Genomic DNA, 14,286 nt, shown 5'->3' on the forward strand with positions numbered 1-14,286 from the left:
ACGATGCGGCGGGTCGCGCCGTCCACGCGATAGAAGCCGGCCTCGAAGGCGCGGCCGCCCAGGTCGGTCTGATCCAGCCGGTCCATGGTCTCGATCAGCAGGTCGGACAGGACCCGCTCTACGTCCTCGGGCGCCGAGATCGGCTCGAAGAAGACGCGGTCGACGATCACGGGCGCAGGCGGGCGATGCGGGGTGATGCGCATGTCCTCGTCGCCCAGAACCCGCGCCAGTCGGGTCGGGAAGTCGGCGCCGAAGCGGGCGGCCAGGGGCGCGCGGGGCCGGTCGTCCAGGTCGCCCAGCCGCTTCAGGCCCAGACGGCGCAGGGCCTCGTCCTCCCTGTCCGAAAGCTCCAGGGCGGCGACCGGCAGGCGGCGCGCGGCGGCGCGGTCCTGGCCGGGCTCGAACCGGCCGTCGGAGCCGAAGCGAGCCAGGGCGCGAGCGACCTGGGGCGTGCCGGCCAATGCGCATCGCGTCTGAAGGCCGGCGCGTTCGGCCCGCGCCTGGACCGTCTGCATCAGGCCCGTCTCTCCGCCGAACAGGTGGGCGCAGCCGGTCACGTCCAGCATCAGACCGTGCGGCGGGTCCAGCGCAATCATGGGGGTGAAGCGGCCGAAATCCTCCAGCACCCGTGCCAGCAGGGCGTCGTCGAGGTCCGGTCGATGGGCGACGACGCGCAAGGCGGGCGTTCGCGCTCTTGCATCGGCCAGGGCCAAGCCGGGGATCAGTCCCGCCCGCGCCGCCGCCGGATCGACGGCCGCCAGCCTCAGCGCGCCCTTGATCTTCTCAGCCAGGACGACCGGCGACGCATCCTCAGGCGGCGCGTCGTCCCGCTGCTCCTGACGCCGCAGCCGGTCGCTGGGCAGCCAGGGGAACCAGGCCGCCAGATAGCGGCGCGGGCGGGCGGAAGGTTCGCTGTTCACGATCCCACTCCATGATCCAGGTTCCGGTCGCCCCGCCGCCGCGCCGCCGCAGCAGGGTCGCGGAAAAAGACGGCCGCCCCGGCGCTCCGCCTTCCAGAGGCTCTGAAGCGCAGGACGCCACCGACCAGCGGGTCTCGACCGCGCTGGGGCAGGGCAAGGCGCCCGCCCGCGCCAGGAACAGGGTCGCGCCGCTCGTCTCGGCCGCCAGAGCCAATCGCCGGCTGGCCGTCAGGTTGAAGGCCTTGGCCTCGCCCCAGGCGCTCAACAGCACGGCGCCCACGGCGGGACTGCGCAGGGCTTCTTCGCCCACCGCCAGCAGGGTCTGCACGTCGCGCGTCCGCACCAGCAGCAGGTCGCGCGGCGACAAGCCCATTTCATGCAGGCCGGGCCCATGCGGCCGTCCCGCCTCCTGGGCCATCATCTCATGCAGGCCCCAGACGATAGGCCGCCCCGCCGCCGCCCGCAGCGCCATGCCCAGGCCGAAAGCGTTGACGGCCGCTGCATCGGCAGGCGCTGCGGCGTAGAGATCATGCAGAACGCCCGTAGCCAGCGGCGCAAAGGCGTCGCCGCCTCCCGCGCGCACGCCTGCGCCGACGCGACGACCGCCGGCCCGATCCAGGGCCTCCAGGCGAGTCTTCAGCGCCGCTAGAGCGTCAGGCTGAGAATGAATGTTCCGCATATGTTCTTATATGCGCGCCAACCCCCTGGGGGAGTCAAGCGAAGCGGGAGACAAGACTCGATACGGTCACTGACAACGACCGATCCTGGCGTTTGGTTGGCCTCAATCCCCACTTCGCCGTCGTGCAAACGCGGGCGTGTCTGATGCTTCCAGCCGAACACCCGCCCCGACCACCTCGTCCGCAGGCAGAAACACCACGCCTAGATTCTGAAGCACTGTGACCAACAAGTTGGCGTTGGCGCGGTTGATGGGGGCGAAGTCGTTCGTCGCTTCGGCGCGCTTGATGGTGTTCACGGCTAGGCCGGTGCGCTCCGACAGGTCCAGGACCGACAGATTTAGAAGGCCTCGGGCGCCTCGCAGTTGGGCGCCTGTGGGGTGGTTGGGGGAGCGCGCTCGAGGTGTCTTCATAATTAAATTTGACTCTTTAGACTCATTTTGAATTCATGGACTCATTATCAACCTGGAGTCTTATCTGTCCATGAAGAACCAATTCGAATTGAATTGTCCCATTCACGGAGCCCAGCTGAAGCGCGCGGACTGTCGGCGCTGCAACGCTCTCTATATGAGCGCCTATATGCGCCAGCGGCGGCGTCGCGACCCGGTTGCGGCCTTGCTGGACCGGGCACGAGAAAGGGCGGTGCGCCTGGGCTTGCCGTTCAATCTGCGCAGTCGCGACGTGGTGGTGCCGCCGGTTTGCCCCGTGCTCGGCGTGCCGCTGGCGGCAGGTTCCGAACGGTCGAGCGGATCGCCTTCGCTGGACCGCATCAGGCCCGCCCAAGGTTATGTGCGCGGGAATGTTCGCGTGATCAGCGACCGCGCCAATCGCCTCAAGGGCGCCTGTACGCAGGAGCAGGCCAAAGAACGCGCTCGGTCGGCGCCGCCGCCGCGTCGACCTGATCTGGAAAAGATCGCGGCCTATATCGAACGGGAGGAACTTTTGGCGGAGGTGCGCCGGAAGGCCGCGCAAGGCGGTCGTGCAGGCGCCGAATGGGAGAAGGTGGCGATCTTTTTGGACAGGACGTTTGTTTCTGCAGAGTGGTTGCAGAAAAAATAGAAGAGGTGCGGTCCAGATCAAGACCAATCAGCAGTGGATTAGCAGAGTGGAACTATATGTTACCTCACCTGTAACCATTCACCGACCAGTGAGAAGATCAAGCGGATCAACTTTCAGGACCTCTGCGATTCGCTCTATGACACCCAGCGTTGGGTTCCTTTGTCCGCGCTCTAGCTGCCCCAGGTAGCTGTAGGCCAGCCCGACCTCATGAGCGAGCGTTTCCAGAGTCATTTCCCGCTCACGCCGGATACGCCTTACATTTTCGCCAAGAACCTGGGCCATTCGCATCGCCCAAAGCGCAAGGAAATCTTCACCTTCATCCAGTCATTATAGTGACTAAATTGGGAGGGCGTGATGGAAGCTGTGGTTGTTATGTGTCTGGCCGCCTTAGTGTGGTTCGGTCGATGGATACATTTGCGGCTTCGTGTGACCGAAGTACGGGTCGATGAGCTCCGCAGAGATTTAGATAGTCTGTCTGAACGACAAACGGTCAAATTCCCGGAATTTGGCCGACGCTTACAACGGCCTGATGTGAAAGAGATCGCGCGCTCGTAAATGGGTCGGCTTCTAATATCGCAGCGCGCGTGGAGGCACTAAGAACGTGATCTGCTGATATGCGCATATCATTTCTTAACAAAAACAATAAGATAAGTGATTTTTCTTGTTGCAATCGGAACGCTGTTCGGTATATATGAACGGCGACGACAAATGACGCCCGTCGGGGTGTCTGTCCCGGTATCCCGCCGGTCGCCTTGCGATTGTCGTCTCTGACGATCGAGTTCGCTGTTTTGTCCCATGTAGAGCGTTATCTTCACGGCCGCGGGTCTGACGCCATCACGTCTTCGACCCCGCTTCGCCTGTCTGTGGCGGCGCGTCTCGCCTTTCCTGACGGCTCCGTCTCGGTGCGCACGCTGCGGTTGGAGGCCAGCCGAGGGCGCCTGGTCATCGAACGGATCGGCAACAAGGATTTCACCACTCTGGCCGCCATCGAAGCGATGAGGGAAATGTGCCGCGTCCCGCCCAACCCCCGCGCCTCTATCTGCGTGAACGAAAGGGCCGAGAGGCCCGCTATGTCATCCTCGACCGTGGACGTGAAATCGGCACGGGCTTTGGCGAGTCGGACCAGCGAGGCGCTGAAGAGGCGTTCGGCTGCTATCTAGCTGACAAGCACCGGCCTGATTTTGGCGATGGCCACCCGTCTAAGGTCGCGGTCGCCGACGCGCTGACCTATTATCTGGAATCTCTGCGGGACGATCATTCCGGTCCGGAGCCCTATCATGTCGACCGTCTGCTGGAGGGTTTGGGCGACCAGACCTGCGACGCCATCAACATCGAAGCCTGCCGCACGTATGTGAAGGCGAGAACCAGCGGCGCCCATGGGCGCAGGCCGGTGGTGGAGGCCACCGCCCGGCGTGAACTCGAGACCCTGGCGGCCGCGCTGAACCTGCTCCATCGGCATGGAAAACTGGATCGGCCGATCCCGATCGCGAAGCCGGATGCGGGGCAGCCCAATGAGCGTTGGCTCACGCGGATGGAAGCGGCGCGGCTTCTGCGCGGGGCATTGGGGTATGAGGCGGTCGGCGTTGACGATCAGGGCGGCGTCGAGGCGTGGCGTCGTGTCGCCGAGCCCAACTATCATGTGGCCCGTTTCATTCTGATCGCCCTCTATACGGCGACGCGCCATTCGGCCGTTTTGGCTCTGCGCTGGACGCGGAGCCCGACGGCAGGCTCGGTCGATCTGGTCACGGAAACCATCCATCGTCGGGGCTCTGCGGAACGGGAAACGCGGAAGCGTCGGCCGCCCTGTCCGATCCCGCATCGGCTGATGCCGCACCTGCGGCGATGGCGTCGGCTGACGATCCATGGCCCGTGCGAATACGAAGGGGAAATCATCCAGCGTCAGCGCAGCGGCTTTGAAAGCGCCAAGGAGCGGGCGGGCCTGGGTGCGGACGTGACGCCCCATACGCTGAAGCACACCTGCATTACCTGGCTGCTTCAGAAGGGGGTGCCGACCTGGCAGGTCGCCGGCTTCACCGGCACCAGCGAGGGGCTGATCACCAGGGTCTATGGGCACCACAGCCCGAACTACATGGAAGAGGCGCGCTCAGCGATTGGTCGGCGATGACCTGGGCGGGGAGCGTTTCATGGGCGTTTCCTGGGCAGGGCGACTTCCCGAGTAGGGAGCAGTTCCAAAAAGCCTAAGGAAAAGAATGGTGGACGCGACAGGGATTGAACCTGTGACCCCTACGATGTCAACGTAGTGCTCTCCCGCTGAGCTACGCGTCCGCCTGTTCTGCGGCCCCTCGGCGTGTGCGCCGGTGGGCGGGAAGGCGGCGTCTATAACCCGCCGTTTGCGGGGGCTGCAAGGGGCTTTGACGCCTTTGTTCGACTTTTCTTTCGGTTAGGCCGCGATCATGCGTTCGACCTCGTTCACCAGGTCGCGCAGGTGGACGGGTTTGGACAGGACCTTGGCCTGGGGCGAGGCCTGGGCGGCGCTGAGGGCGACCGCCGCGAAGCCGGTGATGAACATGATGCGCAGGCCCGGCTGGCGGGCGGCGGCGACGCGGGCGACCTCGATGCCGTCGGCGCCCGGCATGACGATGTCGGTCAGCAGCAGGTCATAGGGACCCTGGTCCAGGGCGTCGATGGCGTCGTCGCCGTTTTCGCAGGCCACGACCTCGTGGTCGGCCCGCTCCAGGGCGCGGGTCAGGAAGCCGCGAAGAGAATTGTCGTCTTCGGCCAGAAGAATGCGCGCCATGATCGAATCGAAACCGTTGGGAAATTGGCGGCCAGCCTAGGCCCTGCGGAGTAAACCGGCGGTGAAGACGACGACGGGCGCAACGGCTTCGGGCGCGCCTTTCGCGACAAAGCAGGCTATGGCCAAGGCATGGATGCGCATCAGCCGCCCTTCTGGATCGTTCCGGCCGAGGCCGGGCGGGCGACGCCTCTGGTGTTCGCCTCGCCGCACTCGGGCGACCTCTATCCCGAGGACATGGAGGCGGCGGCCTCGATGCGCGCGGTCCGCAGCGCCGAGGACGCGGCCGTCGATCAGTTGATCGATGGGGGGCCGGCAGAAGGCGCGGCCCTGATCGCGGCGCGGATCGGTCGAGCCTACGTCGATCTGAACCGGGCGCCGGACGAGTGGGATCCGGCGCTGATCACGGACGCCGTCGCGCCGCGCGCCAGCGCCAAGGCCCAGGCGGGGTACGGCGTGGTGGCGCGATTGGCGGGGGACGGCACGCCGCTCTACGATCGACGGCTGACGTGGCGCGAGGCCGAGGCGAGGGTGGCGCGGGTCCATGCGCCCTATCATGCGGCCTTGCAGGAGATGATGGAGACGGCGCGGGCGCGGTTCGGGCGAGCGGTGCTGATCGACTGGCACTCCATGCCGGCGCGGGCGACGAACGGGGCGGTGGACGTGGTGCTGGGCGATCGACACGGGACCAGTTGCGAGGCGTTGCTGACGCGGCGGCTGCGGCGGCTGTTCGAGGCGCAGGGGCTGACGGTCGGCCTGAACCGGCCCTATGCGGGCGGCTATGCGACCCAGCGCTGGGGGCGGCCGGACGAGGGCTTTCAGGCGATCCAGGTGGAGCTGAGCCGGGGTCTGTACTGGGATGAGGCGGCCTGGGCGCCCTCGCCGGGCTGGACGCGATGTCGCTCGGCCTTGCGGCGGGTCATCGCCGGCCTGTGCGCGGACCAGAGCGCCTGACGACCGCGAACGAGGCAAAAAAAGAGCCGCGCCAAACGGCGCGGCTTTGGAAAGTCTATAGGGAGGAAACGCCCAGGAAGGGCAAGACGCTCGAAAGCGTCGAAAAACAAGTTAGTTTGCAGCGCACAAAAATACAAGCGCCGAGTCAATCTTATACAATCACGGGGTGTTACGAAGTCTGACGTCGCCTCTCGGCGGCGCGAGGCGGCGATGACGATTTCGCAGATGCGAGATAATCATCCGCGTTCAAGCAGACGGCGGGCCTGGCGAATGGCGCTGGCGGCGGGCGAGGCCAGCTGACGCCAGGCCAGAAGGGCGAACACCGACACCGCGCCCAGCATCAGCCACAGCGGCCCGAACAACCAGGCGGCGGCGGCCAGGGCGAAATAATAGCCGCGAACGCCCTGGTTGAAATTGGTCAGTGCGGGGTTCAGCAACCGCCCCACGGCGCGGCCATAGGCGACGCGATCGGCCTCTTCGTGGATTTCCGGCGCGGCGCCGATCAGGGCCAGGGTGTAGTTCAGCTGGCGCAAGGCCCAGATGAAGTCGAGGAAACCGCGCGCCAGGCAGACCAGAACCAGGGCCAGCTTAGCCTCCATCAGGCGCGGAGCGACGGGCTCGGCCCCGACGGCGGCGAAACCGCGCATCGCCGCCTCGCCCCCGAACAGCACCCCGGCCACGGCGGCGATCAGCAGCAGATTGGTCGAGGCGAAGAAGGAGGCCGAGTTGATCGAATGGCCCATCAACTGGCTGTCGATCAGCCGCATCTCGCGATGGGTCATGGCGCGCATCCAGGCGTCGCGCACCGACAGCATGTCCATGTTGAGCGAGCCGCTGCGCCGCGCCACCAGGCGGATCAGCGGGCCATAGCCCAGCCAGGCGACGACGAAGACGAACAGGGCGATCCAATCGAACAGACTCATGTCTGGATTGACGCCACGTCAGCCGCCGCAAGGCAAGCGTGATCGCCGCGACGCTTGCCGTAAAGCCGCGCAAAGCTTATCACGCGCGTCAATTCTCCCCGTTCGCACCTGCAATAAGAGCGTACCATGAACATCGACGCCATCCCGGTCGGCCCTAACGCGCCGTGGGACATCAACGTCATCATCGAAATTCCGCAGGGCGGACTGCCGGTGAAGTATGAGATGGACAAGGAGTCGGGCGCCCTGTTCGTCGACCGCTTCCTGCACACCGCCATGTACTATCCGGGCAACTACGGCTTTGTGCCGCACACCCTGTCGGACGACGGCGATCCCTGCGACGTGATCGTGCTGAACCCGACGCCGGTGGTGCCCGGCTGCGTCATCCGTTCGCGCCCGATCGGCGTGCTGAAGATGGTCGATGAAGCTGGCGGCGACGAAAAGATTCTGGCTGTGCCGGTCGACAAGCTGAACCCCTACTACACCGAGGTCTCCAGCTACCGTCAGCTGCCCGCCATCCTGATCGAGCAGATCGAGCACTTCTTCACCCGCTACAAGGATCTGGAGAAGGGCAAGTCGGTCAAGGTCAACGGCTGGGGCGACGCCGGCGAAGCCGCAGAACTGATCGCGGCGGGCATGAAGGCTCACCAGGCCAAGCTGGCCGCCAAGGCCGACGCCGCCGCCTGAGGCGAGCCTGTCTGAATAGAGAAAGACCCCGTCGGGCGAGCCGGCGGGGTCTTTTTTGTGCGTTGCCGCTCGTCCCATTGAGCGCCGTTTCTGAAGGGGAGGGAGAGGGTCAGCCCTTCGCCCGGAACGCCGCGATCGCCTCGACAGTCTGGCGCACCTTGGCCTCGATGCCGGCCCAGTCGCGCGCCTGAATGGCGGCCTCGGTAATCAGCTTGGAGCCCATGCCGGTCGCCACGATGCCGGCCCCGAACCATTTGGCGATGGAGGCTTCGTCCGGGTCGACGCCGCCCGTCGGCATGATCTTGCTCCAGGGCATGGGGCCCAGAACCGCCTTGACGAAGTCTGGCCCGCCGACGGAGGCGCCGGGGAACAGTTTGACGATCTCGCAGCCCAGCTCCTGCGCCTCGGAGATGTCGCGCACCGAGCCGCAGCCGGGCGAATAGGCCACCTGTCGCCGATTGCAGACCCTGGCGACGTCGGGAACCAGGCAGGGGCTGATGACGAAGCGCGCGCCCGAGGCCAGGTAGAGGGCCGCCGTCGGCGCATCCAGGATCGAGCCCACGCCCATGATGATGTCGGGATCCGTGCGGCTGAATTCCTTGGACAGGGCGGTGAAGGTCTCCCAGGCGAAGTCGCCGCGGTTGGTGAACTCGATCGCCTTGGCGCCGCCGCGGGCGCAGGCCCGGATCACCTCGGCGCAGACCTCCTGGTCGGGGTGATAGAAGACCGGCACCACGCCCTGGGTTTCAAGGGCGGTCAGCACGCTGAGGCGGTCGTGGCGCATGGAGGTCTCCTTCAAGATCCGAGGCCCGCAGATCGGCGCGCGACGCCCCTGACGTCAAGGGTAACCGGGATCAATCCTGGTAAGCGCCGCTATTCGGCGGTCGCCAGCTCCACCAGCCGCTTCACCATGGCGCTGTCGGGATCGGCCAGCGGGTCCAGGACGGTGAAGTGGTCGGCGCCCTCCACGATCTCGACGCGGGTATCGGCGCCCTTGCCGCCCCAGGCGGCGGCCATCTCGCGGCTCTGGCGCACGAACTCATTGCTCTCCTCGCCGCCGACCCAGCAGTCCAGCGCCGTGCCGCCGGGCGTCGAGCCGTTCGGCGCGGGCCAGTGAATGGGCGACAGCGCGCGCGCGATCGGCGCGTCCAGTCCCAGGGCTTCGTTCAGCGAGGTGTGGACCAGCGGCTCCAGATCGAACACGCCCGAGATCGCCAGCGCCGCCCGCGCTCGGCCCTCGGACAGCATCCCCGCCGCCATATGGCCGCCGACCGAATGGCCGAAGACCAGCGGCCGCTTGCCGGTGCGGGCGCGGACCGCTTCCGTCGCCTCGCGCATCTGGCTGATGATCTTGCCGACCGAGACGGCGGGCGCGAGATCGTATCCCGGCACGGCGACGCTGATTCCATGCTCCAGCAGGGCGGGCGCGACCCAGGCGAACCAGCCCCGATCCAACGACTGCCAATAGCCGCCGTGTATGAAGACGGCGACCGGCGCGCCGGACCCGGCATCGAACCACTCCATCTTCTGCCGTTCGGACGGGCCGTATTCGATCGTCTCGGGCCGACGGGCGTCGATCACCCGCAGCGAGTCCTTGCGCCAGCGGTCCAGGATAGCGGGGTGCCCCGGCACGCGGGCGCGGTTGTTATAGGCCGCCTCATAGGCCGCGGCCCGTTCCATCGTCAGCGTCGCCTCGGGCGACAAAGCCTTACCCATGTCGTCTCCATCCGCTAGAGACCTCCACTTGAACGGGAGGCTTGAAGGCCATGATGACCGCCATTTTCGTCTTCATCAAATGCGAGTTGGGCCATGCCCACGATGTTGCGGCCGATCTGGTCGACAATGTCGAGAATGTGAGCGAGGTCTATTCGACCTCGGGCCAGCACGACCTGCTGGCCAAGTTCCAACTGCACCGGGACGCCGACATCGGCGCCTTCGTCACCAAGCAGGTGCAGACGCGTCCGCACATCCGCGACACCTTCACCGTCATCACCTTCTCCCCCTTCATGCCCACCAAGAAGTAGGTTCCGTTTCCAAAAAGGACCGGCTAGCGTCCTCTCCAAGCAAGAACGCGAGGGAGGGCGGCCATGGCCGATCTGGAGACGTTCCGCGCCGAGACGCGCGCCTGGCTGGAGGCGAACTGCCCGCCTGAATGTCGCGGCGCCGCGCCGGGCGAGGCCGAGATGGTCTGGGGCGGCCGCAACGCCGTCTTCCCGACTCCTGCGCACAAGGTCTGGCTGGACCGCATGGCCGAGCGCGGCTGGACCGCGCCGGAATGGCCGCGCGAATACGGCGGCGGCGGGCTGAACCGCGAGGAGGCCAAGGTGCTGGCGTCGGAGATGCGCCGCATCAAGGCGCGGCCGCCGCTCTACAGCTTCGGCGTCTGGATGCTGGGCCCGGCGCTTTTGGCCTTCGGCACGGAAGAGCAGAAGCAGCGCTTCCTGCCGCCCATCGTGCGCGGCGAAATCCGCTGGTGCCAGGGCTATTCCGAGCCGGGCGCCGGGTCCGACCTCGCCTCCATCCAGACCCGCGCCGTGGATCAGGGCGACCACTGGATCGTCAACGGCCAGAAGATCTGGACGTCCTACGCCGACAAGGCCGACTGGATCTTCTGCCTGGTCCGCACCGACCCCGAGGCGCCCAAGCATCTGGGCATCAGCTTCGTCCTGTTCGACATGGCGACGCCGGGCGTGACGACGCGGCCCATCACCCTGATCAGCGGCAAGTCGCCCTTCTGCGAGACCTTCTTCGACGACGTGCGGGTCGAGAAAGAAAATCTGATCGGCACGCTGAACCGGGGCTGGGACGTGGCCAAGGCCCTGCTGGCGCATGAGCGAACCATGATCGGCGCCATGGGCGACACGGGCGTCGGCCGTCCGCTGGGACAGGTCGCGGCCGATCATCTGGGGCTGGACGAGGCCGGGCGGCTGGACGAGCCGCTGCTGCGCGCCCGCATCGCCGACTATGACATCGACGCCGCCGCCTTCCGCCTGGCGATGGAGCGGGCGGGCGATCAGATGAAGGCCAAACAGGCCCACCCGGCCATCGCCTCCATGCTGAAATACTACGGCTCCGAACTGAACAAGCGCCGTCACGAACTGGCCATGGCGGCGGGCGGATCGGACGCGCTGGAATGGGAGGGCGACCGCTCGAACGACGGCCAGGCCGCCCGCGACTGGCTGCGCACCAAGGCCAACTCCATCGAGGGCGGCACCAGCGAAGTCCAGCTGAACATCATCGCCAAACACCTGCTGCAACTGCCGGGGGCGTGACGCCACGCCCGCCGTCATCCTCGGGCCTGACCCGAGGATCGAGGGCTGCGCCGGACTGGACGCCGCCCGCTCGCCACCACGCCCGATGCCCGGATCAAGTCCGGGCATGACGAAGAGAAAGTAGGATTGATGCCCCTGATCCTGACCGAAGAGCAGATCATGCTTCAGGACGCCGCCGACGGCTTCCTGAACGAACGCGCGCCCATCGCCCATCTGCGCCGGCTGCGCGACAGCCGCGACCCGGACGGCGTCTCGCGCGACCTGTGGAGGGCGTTCGGCGAGATGGGATTTTCCGGCGTCGTCATCCCTGAGGAAGACGGCGGCTCGGGCCTCGGCGCCGTCGAGGCGGGCGTCATCGCTGAAAGTCTGGGCCGCACCCTGACGCCGTCGCCCTTCATGGGCTCGTCCGTGCTGGCGGCGACGGTGCTGAAGACGGCGGGATCAGAGACGCAGAAGCAATGGCTGGGCCGGATCGCGGCGGGCGAGGCCATCCTCAGCCTGGCCGTCGACGAAGGACCCAAACACGCGCCCGCGAAGATCGCTGCGCGCGCCGAACGCTCGGGCAACGGCTTCAAGCTGAACGGCGCCAAGGGCTTCGTGTTGGACGGCCACATCGCCGACGCCCTGATCGTCGCGGCGCAAACTGACGACGGCCTGACTCTGTTCCTGATCGATCCGGCGACGCCGGGCGTCTCGGTCGAGCGCACCGTCATGGTCGACGCCCACAACGCCGCCCGCGTGACCTTGAGCGAGGTTCAGGTCGACGCCGACGCCGTGATCGGCGCCGTGGGCGAAGGGCAGGGACCGCTGGACGCCGCCCTGACGCTGGGCCGCGCCTGCGCCGCCTCGTCGCTGGTCGGGGCGGGGGGCCAGGCGTTTAGGATCACGCTCGACTATCTGAAGACCCGCAAGCAGTTCGGCAGGCTGATCGGCGAGTTCCAGGCCCTGCAGCACCGCGCCGCCCATCTGTTCACCGAGCTGGAACTGGCCAAGGCGGCGACGCTGGCCGCGCTTCAGGCCATCGACGCGGGCCGTCCCGACGCCGAACAGGCCGCCGGAATCGCCAAGGCCAAGGCGGGCCGCGTCGCCGAACTGGCGGTGCAGGAGGCGGTCCAGATGCACGGCGGCGTCGGCATGACGGACGAGTTCGACGTCGGCCTGTTCATGAAGCGTGTCCGCGTCCTGAACGAGTTGCTCGGCGACGCCCATTTTCACGCTGAACGCCTGGCCAGGATGCAAGGATTCTGACGATTTCCGTTTGATCCAGGGCAAAGCCGTGCGGCTCGGGGTGACGGTTTCGCGGCGATCGCTTACATCTCCCGGCAAGGGAGAAACGACATGACGCGATCCAACGCGCCCGCCTATCAGAGCGGTTTCGCCAACCACTTCGCGACGGAGGCGGTGGACGGCGCCTTGCCGGTGGGTCGCAACTCGCCGCAGCGCCCCGCGCTAGGCCTCTATACCGAACAGCTGTCGGGCACGGCCTTCACCGCCCCCCGCGATCATAATCTGCGCAGTTGGCTTTATCGCCTGCGGCCGTCGGCCCAGCACGGGCCGTATCAGCCGTCCGCGCAAGGGAGGGTGCGCTCCGGTCCCTTCACCGAGACGCCGCCCAATCCCAACCGGATGCGCTGGGACCCGCTGCCCATGCCGGACCAGCCGACCGACTGGGTCGAGGGGCTGACGACCTATGGCGGCAACGGTTGCGCCGATTCCGGGACGGGGGTGGGCGTCCACCTCTATGTCGCCAACCGCTCGATGGTCGATCGGGTCTTCTATTCGGCCGACGGCGAGCTGCTGATCGTGCCGCAGCAGGGGGCGCAGCGCTTCGTCACCGAGATGGGCGTCATCGAGGCGGCGCCCGGCCACATCCTCGTCATCCCGCGCGGCGTGCGCTTCCGCGTCGAGGTTGATGGCGAGGCGCGCGGCTATGTCTGCGAGAACTACGGCGCGCCCTTCCGCCTGCCGGACCTCGGCCCCATCGGCTCGAACGGCCTGGCCAATCCGCGCGATTTCGAGACCCCGACCGCTTGGTTCGAGGATGTAGATCGCCCGACTGAGTGCGTTCAGAAATACGGCGGCCAGCTGTGGGTTACGACCTTCGACCACAGCCCGCTGGACGTGGTCGCCTGGCACGGCAACTACGCCCCCTGCCGCTATGACACGGCGCGGTTCAACACCATCGGCACGGTCAGCTTCGATCACCCGGACCCGTCCATCTTCACCGTCCTGACCTCGCCCAGCGACACGCCGGGCACGGCCAACTGCGACTTCGTCATCTTCCCGCCGCGCTGGATGGTGGCCGAGGACACCTTCCGTCCGCCGTGGTTCCACCGCAACGTCATGAGCGAGTTCATGGGGCTGATCTTCGGCGAATATGACGCCAAGGCGGGCGGCTTCGCTCCGGGGGGCGCTTCCTTGCACAACCGCATGAGCGGCCACGGCCCGGATCAGGCCAGTTGGGACGGCGCGACGAAGGCCGACCTGAAACCGCACAAGATCGAGAACACCCTGGCCTTCATGTTCGAGACGCGGATGCCGATCCGCACGACGCAATGGGCTGAACAGACGCCGTTGATGCAGCTCGACTACGACGACTGCTGGACCGGCTTCCAGAAAGGCCGCACGGCGTGAGGGGGAAATCGATCATCGTGGCGGCAGGGCTTTCGGCTCTGCTGGCGCTGGCCGGATGCGCGCCGTCCGCCGAAGAGGCGGCCGGTCAGTCCGCCGAGGCCGCGGCCTGCGCCGCTCGGGGCGGAGAGATGCGTCCCGTGGGACGGCTGCAGAGCGTCCAGTGCGTCATTCGCTACGCCGATGCGGGGAAGCCCTGCGCCGACGGCGCCCAGTGTCAGGGGGACTGCCTGGCGTCCGCCGACGTCCGCCCTGCGGCCGGCGCGGCCGCGAGCGGCTTCTGCGCCGCAGACAGCAATCGTTTCGGCTGTCGCACCGTGATCGAGCACGGCCAGGCCAAGCCGACGCTCTGCATCGACTGACGTCATGAAAAAGGGCCCCGTCGCGATCACGACGGGGCCCTTGTTCTGTGCG

17 protein-coding genes and 1 tRNA gene are annotated in these 14,286 nt (G+C 66.8%); 9 read left to right on the forward strand and 9 right to left on the reverse strand.

Annotated features, from left to right (window positions below):
* From ACWGL1_RS10965 to ACWGL1_RS10975, 3 genes are all read right to left on the reverse strand, one after another.
* Positions 1 to 920, reverse strand: a 920-nt coding sequence (locus tag ACWGL1_RS10965) for a Y-family DNA polymerase (RefSeq protein WP_452112014.1), incomplete at its 3' end; no start/stop codon positions are given.
* Complete coding sequence (locus tag ACWGL1_RS10970; protein ID WP_452112015.1) at positions 811 to 1,599, reverse strand: ImuA family protein; 789 nt, start codon at positions 1,597 to 1,599, stop codon at positions 811 to 813. The genes ACWGL1_RS10970 and ACWGL1_RS10965, both read right to left, overlap by 110 nt.
* A gap of 102 nt (positions 1,600 to 1,701) precedes the next feature.
* Positions 1,702 to 2,007, reverse strand: a complete 306-nt coding sequence (locus ACWGL1_RS10975) for a hypothetical protein (protein ID WP_003166169.1) — start codon at positions 2,005 to 2,007, stop codon at positions 1,702 to 1,704.
* A gap of 70 nt (positions 2,008 to 2,077) precedes the next feature.
* On the opposite strand from ACWGL1_RS10975, the gene ACWGL1_RS10980 reads away from it, so the two are divergent.
* Positions 2,078 to 2,653 (forward strand): hypothetical protein, encoded by a 576-nt coding sequence (locus tag ACWGL1_RS10980; protein WP_452112016.1) that lies wholly within the window; start codon positions 2,078 to 2,080, stop codon positions 2,651 to 2,653.
* Between the two features lie 78 nt (positions 2,654 to 2,731).
* Here the strand turns inward: ACWGL1_RS10980 and ACWGL1_RS10985 are convergent, their stop codons facing one another.
* Positions 2,732 to 2,941: a helix-turn-helix domain-containing protein gene (locus ACWGL1_RS10985; protein WP_346522419.1), complete on the reverse strand. Its 210-nt coding sequence runs from the start codon at positions 2,939 to 2,941 to the stop codon at positions 2,732 to 2,734.
* A gap of 718 nt (positions 2,942 to 3,659) precedes the next feature.
* On the opposite strand from ACWGL1_RS10985, the gene ACWGL1_RS10990 reads away from it, so the two are divergent.
* Positions 3,660 to 4,778 carry a tyrosine-type recombinase/integrase gene (locus ACWGL1_RS10990; RefSeq protein ID WP_452112017.1) on the forward strand — a complete coding sequence of 373 codons (1,119 nt, stop codon included), beginning with the start codon at positions 3,660 to 3,662 and terminating at the stop codon, positions 4,776 to 4,778.
* Positions 4,779 to 4,864: 86 nt separating this feature from the next.
* Here ACWGL1_RS10990 and ACWGL1_RS10995 read toward each other — a convergent pair.
* Both ACWGL1_RS10995 and cpdR read right to left on the reverse strand, forming a co-directional pair.
* Positions 4,865 to 4,939, reverse strand: a tRNA-Val gene (locus tag ACWGL1_RS10995).
* Positions 4,940 to 5,054: 115 nt separating this feature from the next.
* A complete protein-coding gene (gene cpdR, locus ACWGL1_RS11000; RefSeq protein ID WP_003166166.1) occupies positions 5,055 to 5,411 on the reverse strand; it encodes a cell cycle two-component system response regulator CpdR in 357 nt (118 codons plus the stop codon).
* Between the two features lie 129 nt (positions 5,412 to 5,540).
* Between cpdR and ACWGL1_RS11005 the strand changes: the two genes are divergently transcribed.
* Positions 5,541 to 6,362 (forward strand): N-formylglutamate amidohydrolase, encoded by an 822-nt coding sequence (locus ACWGL1_RS11005; RefSeq protein ID WP_452112018.1) that lies wholly within the window; start codon positions 5,541 to 5,543, stop codon positions 6,360 to 6,362.
* A gap of 236 nt (positions 6,363 to 6,598) precedes the next feature.
* On the opposite strand, the gene ACWGL1_RS11010 is transcribed toward ACWGL1_RS11005, so the two are convergent.
* Positions 6,599 to 7,285 carry a DUF599 domain-containing protein gene (locus ACWGL1_RS11010; RefSeq protein ID WP_291779066.1) on the reverse strand — a complete coding sequence of 229 codons (687 nt, stop codon included), beginning with the start codon at positions 7,283 to 7,285 and terminating at the stop codon, positions 6,599 to 6,601.
* Positions 7,286 to 7,411: 126 nt separating this feature from the next.
* On the opposite strand from ACWGL1_RS11010, the gene ppa reads away from it, so the two are divergent.
* Positions 7,412 to 7,969 (forward strand): inorganic diphosphatase, encoded by a 558-nt coding sequence (gene ppa / locus ACWGL1_RS11015; RefSeq protein WP_291779068.1) that lies wholly within the window; start codon positions 7,412 to 7,414, stop codon positions 7,967 to 7,969.
* 109 nt (positions 7,970 to 8,078) lie between these two features.
* Here ppa and ACWGL1_RS11020 read toward each other — a convergent pair whose 3' ends face one another.
* On the reverse strand, positions 8,079 to 8,753 hold the full coding sequence (locus ACWGL1_RS11020; RefSeq protein WP_338577884.1) for a bifunctional 4-hydroxy-2-oxoglutarate aldolase/2-dehydro-3-deoxy-phosphogluconate aldolase: 675 nt from the start codon (positions 8,751 to 8,753) through the stop codon (positions 8,079 to 8,081).
* A gap of 89 nt (positions 8,754 to 8,842) precedes the next feature.
* A complete protein-coding gene (locus tag ACWGL1_RS11025) occupies positions 8,843 to 9,685 on the reverse strand; it encodes an alpha/beta hydrolase (protein WP_452112019.1) in 843 nt (280 codons plus the stop codon).
* Between the two features lie 50 nt (positions 9,686 to 9,735).
* Here ACWGL1_RS11025 and ACWGL1_RS11030 point away from each other — a divergent pair, with 50 nt between their 5' ends.
* The 5 genes from ACWGL1_RS11030 (at position 9,736) to ACWGL1_RS11050 (ending at position 14,234) form a co-directional block, all read left to right on the forward strand.
* A complete protein-coding gene (locus tag ACWGL1_RS11030) occupies positions 9,736 to 9,993 on the forward strand; it encodes an Lrp/AsnC ligand binding domain-containing protein (RefSeq protein ID WP_343831832.1) in 258 nt (85 codons plus the stop codon).
* Positions 9,994 to 10,056: 63 nt separating this feature from the next.
* Positions 10,057 to 11,241, forward strand: a complete 1,185-nt coding sequence (locus tag ACWGL1_RS11035; protein WP_452112020.1) for an acyl-CoA dehydrogenase family protein — start codon at positions 10,057 to 10,059, stop codon at positions 11,239 to 11,241.
* Positions 11,242 to 11,370: 129 nt separating this feature from the next.
* Positions 11,371 to 12,489, forward strand: coding sequence for an acyl-CoA dehydrogenase family protein (locus ACWGL1_RS11040; RefSeq protein ID WP_338578585.1), 1,119 nt, complete (start codon positions 11,371 to 11,373; stop codon positions 12,487 to 12,489).
* Positions 12,490 to 12,579: 90 nt separating this feature from the next.
* Positions 12,580 to 13,875, forward strand: a complete 1,296-nt coding sequence (hmgA, locus tag ACWGL1_RS11045) for a homogentisate 1,2-dioxygenase (RefSeq protein WP_452112021.1) — start codon at positions 12,580 to 12,582, stop codon at positions 13,873 to 13,875.
* Positions 13,872 to 14,234: a hypothetical protein gene (locus ACWGL1_RS11050; protein WP_452112022.1), complete on the forward strand. Its 363-nt coding sequence runs from the start codon at positions 13,872 to 13,874 to the stop codon at positions 14,232 to 14,234. The genes hmgA and ACWGL1_RS11050 overlap by 4 nt, the downstream gene beginning before the upstream one ends.
* Positions 14,235 to 14,286 lie beyond the last annotated feature (52 nt).

The organism is Brevundimonas sp. NPDC055812 (genome assembly GCF_053616535.1).